Source organism: Blastococcus sp. Marseille-P5729, assembly GCF_900292035.1.
Taxonomy (GTDB): Bacteria; Actinomycetota; Actinomycetes; order Mycobacteriales; family Antricoccaceae; genus Cumulibacter.
Window position 1 is genome coordinate 47,351 of record NZ_OMPO01000001.1, and the last position, 13,146, is coordinate 60,496.

The following is a 13,146-nucleotide window of genomic DNA, read 5'->3' on the forward strand; positions in this document are numbered from 1 at the left end:
GCCGCGATGGTGACCGAGGTCCTGCGCCGCGCTGCGCTCGCCGCGGCGGGAGCGGCGACCGCTCCGGCGATCTATCGGGTGCTGCACCGCTGGCAGCCCGGGGGCGCGACGCTGTGGAAGCGCACCAACCACCGCGGCGAGACCGTCAGCCTGCTGTCCGGCCCGGCGCTCGCCCTGGCCGCGGCCGGCACCGCGGCGGCCGGAGCTCCGACCGGACTCGCCGCGGCGGCCGCAGGAGCGACTCTGGCCAGCGGCGCGGTCGGGGTGTACGACGACATCGTCGGGCAGCGTCCGGACCAGAAGGCCGACAAGGGCTTTCGGGGCCATCTCGGTGCCCTTCGAGAAGGACGAGTCACGTCGGGACTGGTCAAGATCGGGGGAGTCGGGCTTGCCGGCGTCCTCGCGGCGGGCGTCGTCACCCGGCGTCCGCTCGACCGGTTGGTCGCCGGCGGCGTCATCGCCGGCACGGCCAACCTGCTCAATCTTCTCGACCTGCGTCCGGGACGCGCGCTCAAGGCCGCGCTGCTGGTCGGGGGGTGCACGATCGGTGGCCGCAACGGTGCCCTCGTCGCGGGCCCGGTAGGGGCCTGCGCGGGCCTGCTGCCCGATGATCTCGCTGAGCGCACCATGCTGGGGGACGGCGGCGCGAACGCCATCGGCGCCGTTCTCGGGCTGCGGCTGGCCGCTGCCGGCGGGCCGGCGTGGCGCGCTGGGCTGCTCGGCGTCCTGGCGGGCCTGACCCTCGCCAGCGAGAAGGTGAGCTTCACCAGGATCATCGAGTCGACGCCGCTGCTGCGAGAGGTGGATGCGCTCGGGCGACGCGCATGAGCCCGCGCCGCGCCGCGCAGACGGTCGCCCGGGCCGCGGCGCTGATCGCCGTCCTGACGGTGCTCGCCCGCGTCGTCGGGTTCGCGCGGAACATCGTCTTCTCCAACGCGGTCGGCCAGACCTGCCTCGGGCAGACCTACCAGACGACCAACACGATCCCCAACATCGTCTTCGAGATCGTCGCCGGTGGCGCGCTTGCCAGCGTGGTCGTGCCGCTGATCTCCTCGTTCGTCGCCAAGGACGACCACCGCAGTGCCGCCCAGACCGCCTCGGCGCTGATGAGCTGGACGATCGCCGTGCTCGTGCCGGTCTCGTTGCTGATCGGGTTGCTTGCCCGTCCGCTGAGCATCGCCATCCTGGGTGAGGCGCCCTGCTCCGAGGCCGTCGACGCCGGGACGGCGATGCTGCGGATCTTCGCGCCGCAGGTCGTGCTGTACGGGGTCGGCATCGTGCTTACCGGCGTGCTGCAGGCATACAAGCGCTTCGGCGGCCCGGCGATCGCCCCGCTGCTGTCCTCCCTCGTCGTCATCGCGGCGTACCTGCTGTTCGCCGCCGTCGCGGGCCGCGGCGCGGAGCTCGGTGCGGTCAGCGCCGCGGACCAGGCGATCCTGTCCGTCGGGACCACGCTGGGCGTCGTCGCGCTCACCCTGAGCCTGCTCGTGCCGCTACGCGGCACCCCCATCCGGCTGCGGCCGACCTTTCACTTCCCACCCGGCCAGGCCAGGCGGGCGCGGGCGATGGTGGCGGCGGGGATCGCCGGTCTCGTCGCGCAGCAGCTGTTCATCGGGGTCACTCTCGTGCTGGCGAACCAGACAGCCGTCCCGCCGGGCGCGATCAACGTCTTCATGTACGCGCAGACCATCTACCTGCTTCCATGGGCCGTGCTCGCGGTACCGATCGCGACATCGGTGTTTCCGCGGCTGGCCGAGGCGGTGACCGAGCAGCGGCGAGGGGACCTGCAGCGGTTGCTGTCGGGGGCACACGTCGCGATCGCCGCGCTGAGCGGAATCGCAATCGCTGCCCTGGTCGCCGCCGCGAGCGAGATCTCGGTGGTCTTCGTCAGCCGGTCACCCGGAGAGCCGTCGGTGGACGCGCTGACCCACGGCCTGATCGGCTTTAGCATGGGGCTGGCCGGATACAGCGCGTTCGCGCTGCACTCCCGGGCGCTCTTCGCGATGGGTCGAGCCCGCCAGAACGCGATCGCCGCGGCGATCGGCTGGGGCGTGGCGATTGCCGCGGCGTTCGCGCTGTCGACCGCGTGGGCACCGGCCGACCGGGTGGCCGCGATGAGCTGGGCGAACGCCGGTGGCGTCCTCGTGCTCGGCGTCGTCCTGACGGTGATGAGTGCCCGAGCGGCGGGCTTATCGGCGTGGCGGCAGGCGGCGTCCCTCATGCTCGTGACGACCGTCGGCGCAGCCGTCGGCTATGGCCTGCGACACGTGCCACTGCCCGGTTCACTGCAGGTCGACGCGGACAGCGCGATAATGACAGCCCTGGGCGTCGGCCTGCTGCGTGGCGCAGTGGCGGCGGCGCTCACCGCCGCAGTGCTGCTCGTGCTCCCCGGCACCGACCTTCGCCGTGCGCTGCGTACAGTGCGCCGCCGAACACCGAAGCCAGAGGAGAGCTCGTGACCAAGCCGTTGCAAGGCCGCACCATCACCCAGGTGCTCGCCACCTCGACCGGCGGCGTCGGCACGCACGTGCGCGGCATCAGCGACTATCTGGTGCAGGCCGGTGCGGATCTTCGCGTGGTCGGGCCCCAGGCGACCCAGGACCTCTTCGGCTTCACGGACGCCGGAGCGCGGTTCGCCGCGCTCGAGATCGCCAGCGGGCCCAAGCCCATCGAGGATGCCACGGCCGCGCGGCTGCTGCGGGCGGCCGCCCGCAGCGCCCACCTGGTCCACGCCCACGGACTGCGGGCCGCGACCGTCGCCGCCACCGCGAACCTCGGCCGGCGTACCCCGCTCGTCGTCACCCTGCACAATGCGGTCGACACCGACTCGCCCCTGCTGCGCAAGGCTTACGCGGCCATCGAACGATTCGTCGCCCGCAGCGCCGACGTGGTGATCGGAGCATCACCGGACCTCACCGCCCGCGCTGAGGCCTGCGGCGCGCGCCATGCAATCTTTCGTGAGGTCGCGGCCCCACCGCTCGAGGCGCCCTCCCGCGACCGCGGCGAGGTGCGCGCCGAGCTGCGCATCCCGGCCGGCGCACCACTTCTGCTGTGCGTGGGCCGGCTGCATCCCCAGAAGGGCTACGACACCCTGCTGCAGGCCGCGGCCCAGTGGCAGGATCATCCTGCCAAGCCCGAGGTGGTGATCGCAGGCGACGGTCCGCTCGAGGGGGAGCTGCGCCGCGAGATCAACGCTCGCAGTCTGCGAGTGCGGCTGCTGGGTCGTCGTACTGACGTCGCTGATCTGCTCGGAGCCGCCGACCTGGTTCTGCTGCCATCGGTGTGGGAGGCGCGCTCCCTTGTCGCGCAGGAGGCGATGCGGGCGGGCGTCGCACTGGTCAGCACCACAACCGGCGGGATGGGGGAGCTGGTCGCAGATGCGGCCTATCGCATTCCCGTGGGCGATCCGGACGCGCTGGCCACCGCCGTCCGTGAGCTGATCGACGATCCTGGCCGTCGCGCCGAGCTCGCGGAGGCGGGACGCCGTCGCGCCGCCGAGTTCGTGACCCAGGCCGACACCGCCGCCGCGCTCATCGCGATCTATCGCGACCTGCTCGACGGTGGGCGCTGAGCGCGATGACTCGGGCCCGCGACCGGTGGTACGCCGCCTTCCTGGCGTTGGGCGCCCTCGCCGTGCTGGTGGCTGCGGTTCGCACTGTCTCCGGTCCGAGCTATCACTCGCTTGAGCCCAATGACCACGTCGTCGTCGTGGGGGTGCCCTCCCTGGACTGGGAGGTCATCTCGCCCGAGACCATGCCGACCCTCTGGCAACTGGCCGACGAGGGCGGCGCGGGCCTGATCACGGCGCGCGCGGCCAGGTCCACGACCTGCCCCTGGGACGGATGGGTCACCCTCGGCGCCGGCAACCGGGCACGCTATCCGGCCACGATCCCGGAGGACGAACTGCCCCCCGAGCCGGACGACCCGTTGCCGGGTGAGCCGGTGCAGGTCCCGCCGGAGGAGCCCGAGCCTCAGAGCCCGGAGGAGGAACGCGCCGAGCAGGCGACCGAGGGCTGTCTCGGTCAGCGTGGCGCCGTCCCGACCGTCGAAGGAAGCCAGCTCGCGCCGGCGATCGTCGAGAACGAGCAGCTGCGCTTCGGGGCGGTCCCGGGCGCGCTCGGCACGGCGGTGCAGTGCAGCACCGTCGTCGGTGGCTCGCCGATCCTGGCTGTTGGTGCGGAGGACGCCGACGTCCGCGTCGCCGACCGGGGCCATACCGCGGCGGATTGGTCGGCGCGGGTCGCGGACTGCCCGCTCACGCTCGTGGCGACCAGCCATGCGCTGAACCGGACGCCGGAGGAGCTGCTCGCCCTCGACGCTGCGATCGCGGAGATCGTCGCCGGCGCCAGAGAGCAGGGTGCAACGGTCATCATCGCGGGCATTGCGCAGCCTGAGTACAAGCGGGCCAAGCTGCACGCGCTGATCGCGAGCGGCCCCGGGATCGAGCAACAGGTGCTCAGTGCACCCAGCACGTCCCGAGCACCCTTCTCGCAGCTGATCGACATCGCGCCGACCGCGCTGGCGGTCCTCGGTGAGGACACCCCGTCGAGCATGGTCGGGCAGGTGATGCGCGGCGAGGATCGTGACCTGCCGCTCGAGGAGCAGGTGGCCACGTTCCATGCCGAGTCGGTTGCGGCCTCCACGCATGTGTGGATGTCCGGCAGGTTCTTCACCTTCATGACCTGGCTGAGCGCGCTGGTCGTGGTCGCGCTCGCGGGCCTGCTCTGGCGCGGTCGCGGCATCGCCGCCTGGATGCGCGCCGCGGGCACCGTCGTCGCGTCGCTGCCGGTCTCCAGCCTGCTGGCCAATCTCTACCCATGGGAACGGGCGGGCCGGCCCTCCGTCGCGATCATCGTCTGCATCGCGTCCTGCTGGGTGCTGCTTTCGGCACTGTGCCTGCTCGGGCCGTGGCGGCGGCACCGCAGCGGACCGCTGCTCGCCGCGTGCACGGTCACCTTCGGCACGCTGGCGCTCGACGTCCTGACCGGCTCGCACCTGCAGCTGAACAGCCCGCTCGGCTACAACGGCATCGTCGCCGGTCGGTTCACCGGTTTCGGCAACATCACGTTCGCGATGTACGCCGCCGCCGGGCTGGTGCTGCTGGCAGCAGCCTGCCGAGTCGCCGGGACCCGCCGCCGGATGACGATCCTGGTGGGGGTCACCGGGCTGGCGTTGATCGCGATGGACGGCGCGCCCGGAGCGGGCGCCGACTTCGGGGGCGTGATCGCGCTGGCCCCCGCCTTGCTGCTGCTGTGGATGATCGCCACCGGCACTCGGCTGTCGCGTGTCCGGTTGCTGATCGTCATGCTCTCGGGCGCCGCCGCGGTCATGGCGATCGCCGTCGCCGACTATCTGCGCCCCGCCGCCGACCGCACGCACCTGGGGCGGTTCGTCGACCAGATCCTCGACGGCACCGCCATCACGGTCATCGAGCGCAAGCTCCAGGCCAACATCAGGGTGCTCACCGGCAGCGTGCTGACGCTGCTGGCCGCCGTGTTGTTGGCCGTCGTGGTCTGGCAATTCCTGGACCGCTCCTCCCCGGGTTGGCGGTTCGTGCGCACGCACCACCCGTACGCCCAGGCAGCGGTCGTAGCGGTGCTCGTGATGGCGTTCGTCGGGTTCGCGGTGAACGACTCGGGTGTCGCGGTCATCGCGGCCGCCCTGGTGGTCGTCGTTCCGGCCGCGCTGGGCATGCTCGCGGACAGCACCCGCGACGACGCACCCGAGCCGACCGTTGCAGGCTCCGTTCGAGGAGACGCGGGCACCTGATAGGGTGAAACCCCGTAGGTCGGTTGCCTGCGGGCTTTCTTATTCGCGCTGCTTCCCACGCGGAGATGTGCCGTAGCGCCGGTGCTTTTACGCGTGAGGAGCGTCCGCCATGCCCGAGGCCACCCGCAAGACCAAGCATCTGTTCGTCACCGGTGGCGTGGTCTCGTCGCTCGGCAAGGGCCTGACCGCCAGCAGCCTCGGAGCGCTGCTGAAAGCGCGTGGGCTGCGGGTGACCATGCAAAAGCTCGATCCGTACATCAACGTCGACCCGGGCACCATGAACCCCTTCCAGCACGGTGAGGTGTTCGTGACCGAGGACGGCGCCGAGACCGACCTGGACGTCGGTCACTACGAGCGCTTCCTCGACGTCAACCTCAGCGGGTTCGCCAATGTCACGACCGGGCAGGTCTACTCCAACGTCATCGCCAAGGAACGCCGCGGCGAGTACCTCGGCGACACCGTGCAGGTCATCCCGCACATCACCAACGAGATCAAGGACCGCATGCTCGGCATGGCCGACAGCGACCCTGCCGGAGAGTTCATCGACGTCGTCATCACCGAGATCGGCGGCACCGTCGGCGACATCGAGTCCCTGCCGTTCCTGGAAGCGGCGCGCCAGGTCCGGCACGAGGTCGGCAGGGACAACTGCTTCTTCCTGCACGTCTCGCTGATCCCGTACATCGCGCCGTCCGGCGAGCTGAAGACCAAGCCCACCCAGCACTCGGTCGCGCAGCTGCGCAGCATCGGCATTCAACCCGACGCGATCGTCGTCCGCGCCGACCGCGAGGTGCCCGAGTCGCTGAAGGCCAAGATCGCGCTGATGTGCGATGTCGAGACCGACGCGGTCGTTGCAGCAGTCGACGCGCCCAGCATCTACGACATCCCCAAGGTGCTGCACTCCGAAGGCCTCGACGCGTACGTCGTGCGCCGCCTCGGCCTGCCCTTCCGGGACGTCGACTGGACGGTGTGGGGCGACCTGCTCGACCGCGTGCACAACCCCAGCGAGACGGTCACCATCGCGCTGGTCGGCAAGTATGTCGACCTGCCCGACGCCTACTTGTCCATCAGCGAGGCGCTGCGCGCCGGCGGGTTCGCGCACCGCGCCAAGGTCAAGATCCAGTGGGTTCCCTCCGACGACTGCCAGAGCGAGCAGGGGGCCGCCCGATCGCTGGCCAACGTCGATGGCGTGCTGGTGCCGGGCGGGTTCGGCGTCCGCGGCATCGAAGGCAAGCTGGGTGCGATTCGCTACGCGCGCGTCAACGGCATCCCGACCCTGGGCATCTGCCTCGGACTGCAGTGCATGGTCATCGAGTCGGCGCGGAACCTGGCCGGTCTGGACGGCGCCAACTCGGCGGAGTTCGACGAGGACGCGCCGTACCACGTGATTGCCACGATGGCCGACCAGCAGGACGTGCTCGCCGGTGAACGCGACATGGGTGGCACGATGCGTCTCGGGTCGTACGAAGCAGTGCTGCGCAAGGGATCGGTCGTCGCCAAGACCTACGGAGCCACCGTCGCGAACGAGCGGCACCGCCACCGCTACGAGGTCAACAACGAGTTCCGCGAGCAGCTCGAGAGCGCGGGGCTGCAGTTCACTGGAACCTCTCCCGATGGCCGGCTGGTGGAGTTCTGTGAGCTGCCGGAAGAGGTCCATCCCTTCTTCGTCGGCACCCAGGCGCACCCCGAGCTGAAGTCGCGACCGACCAACCCCCACCCGCTGTTCGCCGGGTTCATCGGCGCCGCGCTCCAGTACATGGACGCGGCCAAGCTGCCGGTCAAGTAGGTGGACGCGCTGCCGCACCGCGCACCAGACGGCTACCGCGTGGTGCGCTCGCAACAGGCGTACGACGGCGCGATCTTCGGAGTCCGCAAGGACGAGGTCGCATTCCCCGACGGCAGCACCGCGACCCGTGACATCGTCACGCACGGGGGAGCGGTCGGCGTCCTGGCGATCGACGAGCGGCACGAGGTGGTGCTTCTGCAGCAGTACCGGCACGCGGTGGCCGACTATCTGTGGGAGCTGCCGGCCGGAATCCTCGACGTCGATGGGGAGGACTCGGTCGCGGCCGCGCAGCGCGAGCTCGCCGAGGAGGTCGGGCTCGCCGCGGACAGGTGGGACACCCTGATCGACATCGTGAGCGCTCCGGGGTTCGCAGCCGAGCGGGTGCGGGTGTTCCTGGCGCGCGAGCTGCGCGCGGTCGACCGTCCCGCGGACTTCACCGTCGAGCATGAGGAGGCCGATCTCATCGTCCGTCGCGTGCCGCTGCAGCGTTGCCTGGCCGCAGTGCACGACGGCAGCATCGTCAACTCGATAGCGGTCTGCGGTCTGCTGGCTGCGGATCGGGCGCTGCGGGATGAGTCGCTGTTGCGACCGGCCGACGAGCCGTGGCCGCGCCCGGACGCCGGTTAGAAGTCGAAGCCGCCGAAGTCGCCACCGAACCCGAAGTCGCCGCCGCCGAAGTCCCCGCCGCCGAAGTCGCCGCCGTCGCCGAAGTCGCCACCGGCATCACCGCCGTCGGCTCCGCCGTCACCGGCATCACCGCCGTCGGCTCCTCCGTCACCGGCCTCCTGACCCGCGTCGTAGCCCTGCTCCCACGCCGAAGCGCTGGCGATTCCGGCCATGCCCATGAACATCGCGTTGAACATCATCATCGAGCCGAGCGCCCACACGCCGGTGGCCATGGCCGGAGCCCACCACGGCTCGCTGTACCAGCCGCGCGGAACCGGGCGGCCGGCAACGCGACCACCGGGGTAGTAGTAGGGGGTACGGTCGGAGGCATCCGGGGAGAGCTCGTACTCGCGCCCCTCCAGGCTGACCTGGCGGTCCTCGGTGACCTCGCCCGCCCGCTCACGCTCTCGGTCCTTGGGCAGCTCGGGGCCAGGGTCCAGACCCATCGCGGTGCGGGCGGCTCGCACGTAGTACAGCCCCTCCATCGCGGTCTCCTTGGCCAGCTTGGCCTGGTGCGGTGTGGTGGCCTGCTCGATCTGTGACCCGGCGGCGTTGAAGCGCTCCGAGGCATCGCTCATGGCCTGCTTCGAGGCCGTGTCGGTGCCCTGCAGGTTCAGCACCTGCCCACCGAGCCGATCGATCCAGCGGCGTGCCTCAGCCTTCTCGTCCTCCAGGGACAGCCCGCCGCGGCGCGAGCCCATGGATCGTCCGCGTGCGCCGGCCATCGCCGGCTGGCGGTTGCTGCTGAACAGCATGACCGCGAGCAGGATGAGCCCGATGATGAGGATTAGCTCCATGAGTGCGTCCTTGTCTAGCCGTTGCTCAGGTCAACGTGCGCTGGAGGTGAGTTGTTCCGGTTCGGAGGCTGGCTCGTTCGAGACGGTGACCCCGGGCCGCCCGAGCCTGCGTTCGGAAAGCCAGGTGTCGGCGGCCCACGCGCCGCCGACGACGACGAGGAGCGTGCCGACGGCCAGCACCAGCCATCTCAGCCACGGCAGTGATACGGGCCAGATCGGCGTGAGAGCGGTAATCGCGAGCAGCACACCCGCACCTGCCATGGCCCACCACCAGGCGGGGGCGACTGTGTCGGTCACGCGGAGCGGCGCGGCCGGAGGCGTGTGGCGATCACCCATCTCGACAACTGACAGCTCCTCCGGAAGCCGCTCGCGGACCGCCGTCTCGACCAGATCGGGGGCCAGCCACTGCTCAGGCCGCACGTCGAAGGTGGTCCCGTCGTTCCCGGTCAACAGCACTCGCCCGTCGTTCCAGGACTGCACCAGGGCGAGCGCATCCCACCGCTGCTGCTGGTCGGGCCGATCGGTCGAGCGAAGGGTGAGGCCCTGCTCGTCGACGAGCAGCCGGTGTGGGCGACTGGTGCGAGAGCTAAGGCCGTAGGCGGGCCGGGAACGGAAGGCAGCCCCACCGGGCTCGAATGCGGGCTGCTGCGGCGACCGGCTCCAGCGGCGCACCGGCGGGTCGGTCTCGCGCATCGCGAGTACTGTGCTCGCGACCAGGTCATCGATCTGGCCGGAGACGAGCTCGGCATCGACGGCGGTGAGCATCCGGCGCTCGAGCGCCAATGACCAAGGGGTCTCGTTCAGCGCGCCCAACGCCTGGCGGTGCAGCAGCTCGTGTGCGCCGGCGTGGCGGGCCGCCGCCTTCTCGTACATCGCGAGGCGTCGCTTGACATGCGCGGCCAGCTCTCCCTCGACCAGCCGGCCCTCGGCCAGCACCTGCAGCGCTTCGGCCGCGATGTCGGCGATCTTCGCCTCACGGACGGCGTCCACCGGTGCCCATACGACACCGTGCACGGCGTCGCGCCCGAGCGCCATCGGACCCCCGCGAACCGTGACGTCTCGCCCGTAGCGGCGGCCGAGTGCATACGCGACGCGCGACCGCGCGATCTCCGTGGTGAGCCCGGCGGCGGCGCGATCCCGGTCGAGGCGGTTCGGGTCGGTCGAGATGATTCCGCTGAGGCTCAGCTGAGGTGCCGGGGTCGTGACCAGCGCCGGCGTGGTCAGCACGCTGGGTGGCACCTCGGGGGCGGGTCGGTACTCGCCAGCAGGCAGCGGGACGCGCAGCGTCGTGGCCTTCGTTCCACTGATCGCCAGTACCGCATTCTGGGTCGTCAGGTACTCACGCACCCATGCCACGACGTCGTCCGCGTCGAGCTGGCCGAGCGCATGCTCAGGGTATGAGCCGGCCGCCCAGCCGCGCGGGCCGAAGCGATGCCGCAGCACGTAGGCGTGCTCGGGCGCGTGCAGCCGCTGGTCGGCGTCCGCGAGCTCTCGCGCCCTGGTCAGCGCCCGCTCATCGATCCGCCCGCCAGAGGAGGTGGATGTGATCCAGTGGCAGACCGCGCCGATCTCGTTGGCGACGGCGAGCGCGTTCCCGACGAAGTGGAGGCTGAGCGTCGAGGCGCTGACGGTGACCGGGCAGACGGCGGCGTCCTGGTCGGCTGCCGCGCTGGCCAGATGGCCTACGAGATGGCTGATGCCGCGCTGGTGGAGTGGCTCGTCGGCAGTGCCCACCCGGAACGACAGCGTGGCCCGCGTGCGTCCGCCGATGGGTGAGAACAACGTCGTGACGCCGTCGATCGCGGTGCGGGTGGCCGCGTTGCGAAGTGCGGTGGGGACGTCGCGCGGCTGGCTGGAGGCCGTGATCTGCTGCGTCGTTTCCACTCGCACCAGGCTACGGCATGTGGCAGGGCAGATATGGTTTCTGGATGCGCCGGGTGTCGCCCGGCACCGGCAGAGAGGCGATGCGACTAGATGCGAATCGGGATCCCGCGCGAGACCAAGAACCACGAGTACCGGGTGGCGCTGACGCCGGCCGGCGTGCGTGAGTTGCACCTGCGTGGGCACGAGGTGCTGGTCGAGACCAACGCGGGCGCCGGCTCGTCGTTCACTGACGATGAGTACGTGACCGGCGGCGCCCGGATCGTTCCCGACGCGGCTGAGGTGTGGGGCGAGGCCGAGCTGATGCTGAAGGTGAAAGAGCCTACCTCCGAGGAGTATCAGCACCTGCATTCCGACCTCACGCTGTTCACCTACCTGCACTTGGCAGCCTCGCGCGAGACCACGACGGCACTCACCGACGCGGGCGTCAACGCCGTCGCCTACGAGATGGTCCAGTCAGCCGACGGCCGGTTGCCGCTGCTCGCACCGATGAGCGAGGTCGCCGGCGCCCTCGCGCCGCAGATCGCCTCGCACACCCTCATCAAGTCCCACGGTGGGCGCGGGATCCTCTTCGGCGGCGTCACCGGTGTGCACGGCGCCGAGGTGGTCATCATCGGCGCCGGCGTGAGCGGCATGCGCGCTGCGCAGATCGCGGCCGGCATGCAGGCGCGCGTCGTCCTGCTCGACAACAGCATCGATGCATTGCACGCCGCTGACCGGTTCTTCCGCGGTGCTGTGCAGACCGTCTACTCCACCACGGACGCCGTCGAGCGGGCGGTGGCTACCGCTGACGTCGTCATTGGGGCGGTGCTCGTTCCCGGTGCCAAGGCGCCACGGGTCGTGACCAACGAGATGGTGGCGGCCATGAAGCCGGGATCGGTGCTGATCGACATCGCCGTCGATCAGGGCGGCTGCTTCGAGGACACCCGTCCGACCAGTCACGACGAGCCCACCTACGTCGTCCACGACTCGGTGTTCTACGCGGTCTCGAACATCCCGGGCGCCGTCCCCGTCACCTCGACCGCCGCGCTGACCAACGCCACCCTCCCGTACGCCGTACTGCTGGCCGAGCGCGGATTCGACGCGGCAGTCAGCACGAGCAGCGCGCTGGCGGGTGCGGTGAACATCGCTCACGGGCAGCTCGTCGCGCAGGCGGTGGCCGAGGCCCACGATCTGGAGTGGCGCCCGCTTGCCGACTGACCAGAACTCCCTCCAGCAGGTCGTCCGCACCTATCTGGACCACCTCGCCGTCGAGCGTGGCCTGGCCAGCAACACCCTGGCCGCCTACCGGCGCGACCTCGAGCGATACACCGCGTGGCTGGCCGGGCGCGGGCGTTCCCGCCTGACGGATGTGCTCTCCGGCGACGTTGCGGACTTCGCCGCACACATCCGCGAAGGGGACAGCGACCACCCGCCGCTGTCGACCACGTCGGCCGCGCGGGTCGTCGTCGCGGTGCGGGGCATGCACAAGTTCGCCGCCCGCGAGGGTCTGGTGCCCACCGACGTGGCCCACGACGTCCGCCCGCCGGCCCCGGGCAAGCGGCTGCCCAAGGCGCTGGACATCGCGGACGTCGAGAAGCTCCTCGACGCGGCCGCCCGGGACGACTCGCCGCTCGCGCTACGCGACCGGGCGCTGCTGGAGTTCCTCTACGGGACGGGCGCGCGCATCTCGGAGGCACTCGGCCTGGACGTCGACGACATCGACGCTCAGGCTCGGGCGGTGCGAATCCGGGGCAAGGGCGGCAAGGAACGCATCGTCCCGGTCGGCTCGTTCGCCCTCGCTGCGGTAGACGCCTACCGGGTCAGGGCACGTCCCGGGCTGGCCGCCGCCGGCCGCTCGACTCCCCGGTTGTTCCTCAACTCCCGGGGTGGTCCGCTGTCGAGGCAGAGCGCGTGGGCGATCCTGCGCACCTGCGCCGAGCGGGCGAAGATCCAGGCCGATGTCTCACCGCACAGCCTGCGGCACTCGTTCGCCACCCACCTGCTGGACGGTGGCGCCGACGTCCGCGTGGTGCAGGAGCTGCTGGGGCACGCGTCGGTGACGACCACGCAGGTCTACACGCTGGTCACCGTCGACAAGCTGCGCGAGGTCTACGCGACCAGCCACCCGCGGGCCCGCTGAGACCACGCCGCCGCGACGCCCCGGAGCCTGCCCGCCAGGCCGATAGACTCGGTGCGAAAGCAACCGAGATCCGACCGAGAGGTCTTGATACCGAGCCATGACCTATCCGCCAGATAACGCCCCTGAGC

10 protein-coding genes are annotated in these 13,146 nt (G+C 70.9%); 8 read left to right on the forward strand and 2 right to left on the reverse strand.

Annotation, left to right across the window (positions count from 1 at the left end):
- The first annotated feature begins 6 nt into the window (after window positions 1-6).
- From DAA40_RS00210 to DAA40_RS00235, 6 genes are all read left to right on the forward strand, one after another.
- Entirely contained in the window at window positions 7-828 is an 822-nt protein-coding gene (locus tag DAA40_RS00210; protein ID WP_106847756.1) for a hypothetical protein, read from the forward strand.
- Window positions 825-2,459, forward strand: coding sequence for a murein biosynthesis integral membrane protein MurJ (gene murJ / locus DAA40_RS00215; RefSeq protein ID WP_106847757.1), 1,635 nt, complete (start codon window positions 825-827; stop codon window positions 2,457-2,459). The genes DAA40_RS00210 and murJ overlap by 4 nt, the downstream gene beginning before the upstream one ends.
- The gene (locus tag DAA40_RS00220; RefSeq protein ID WP_106847758.1) at window positions 2,456-3,571 is read left to right on the forward strand and encodes a glycosyltransferase family 4 protein; all 1,116 of its coding nucleotides are present in this window, start codon (window positions 2,456-2,458) and stop codon (window positions 3,569-3,571) included. The genes murJ and DAA40_RS00220 overlap by 4 nt, the downstream gene beginning before the upstream one ends.
- A 5-nt stretch (window positions 3,572-3,576) precedes the next feature.
- Complete coding sequence (locus DAA40_RS00225; RefSeq protein WP_106847759.1) at window positions 3,577-5,769, forward strand: hypothetical protein; 2,193 nt, start codon at window positions 3,577-3,579, stop codon at window positions 5,767-5,769.
- A 109-nt stretch (window positions 5,770-5,878) separates the two neighbouring features.
- Window positions 5,879-7,552: a CTP synthase gene (locus DAA40_RS00230; RefSeq protein WP_106847760.1), complete on the forward strand. Its 1,674-nt coding sequence runs from the start codon at window positions 5,879-5,881 to the stop codon at window positions 7,550-7,552.
- On the forward strand, window positions 7,553-8,179 hold the full coding sequence (locus DAA40_RS00235; RefSeq protein ID WP_234356171.1) for an NUDIX domain-containing protein: 627 nt from the start codon (window positions 7,553-7,555) through the stop codon (window positions 8,177-8,179). It abuts the gene before it with no gap.
- On the opposite strand, the gene DAA40_RS00240 is transcribed toward DAA40_RS00235, so the two are convergent.
- Window positions 8,176-9,015, reverse strand: a complete 840-nt coding sequence (locus DAA40_RS00240; RefSeq protein ID WP_106847761.1) for a hypothetical protein — start codon at window positions 9,013-9,015, stop codon at window positions 8,176-8,178. The two genes, DAA40_RS00235 and DAA40_RS00240, sit on opposite strands and share 4 nt — an antisense overlap.
- Window positions 9,016-9,045: 30 nt before the next feature.
- Window positions 9,046-10,899: a hypothetical protein gene (locus DAA40_RS00245; RefSeq protein ID WP_106847762.1), complete on the reverse strand. Its 1,854-nt coding sequence runs from the start codon at window positions 10,897-10,899 to the stop codon at window positions 9,046-9,048.
- A 90-nt stretch (window positions 10,900-10,989) separates the two neighbouring features.
- On the opposite strand from DAA40_RS00245, the gene ald reads away from it, so the two are divergent.
- Together ald and xerD are read left to right on the forward strand one after the other, a co-directional pair.
- Window positions 10,990-12,096 carry an alanine dehydrogenase gene (ald, locus tag DAA40_RS00250; protein WP_106847763.1) on the forward strand — a complete coding sequence of 369 codons (1,107 nt, stop codon included), beginning with the start codon at window positions 10,990-10,992 and terminating at the stop codon, window positions 12,094-12,096.
- On the forward strand, window positions 12,086-13,018 hold the full coding sequence (xerD, locus tag DAA40_RS00255) for a site-specific tyrosine recombinase XerD (protein ID WP_106847764.1): 933 nt from the start codon (window positions 12,086-12,088) through the stop codon (window positions 13,016-13,018). Before ald ends, xerD begins: the two co-directional genes overlap by 11 nt.
- Window positions 13,019-13,146: the final 128 nt, after the last annotated feature.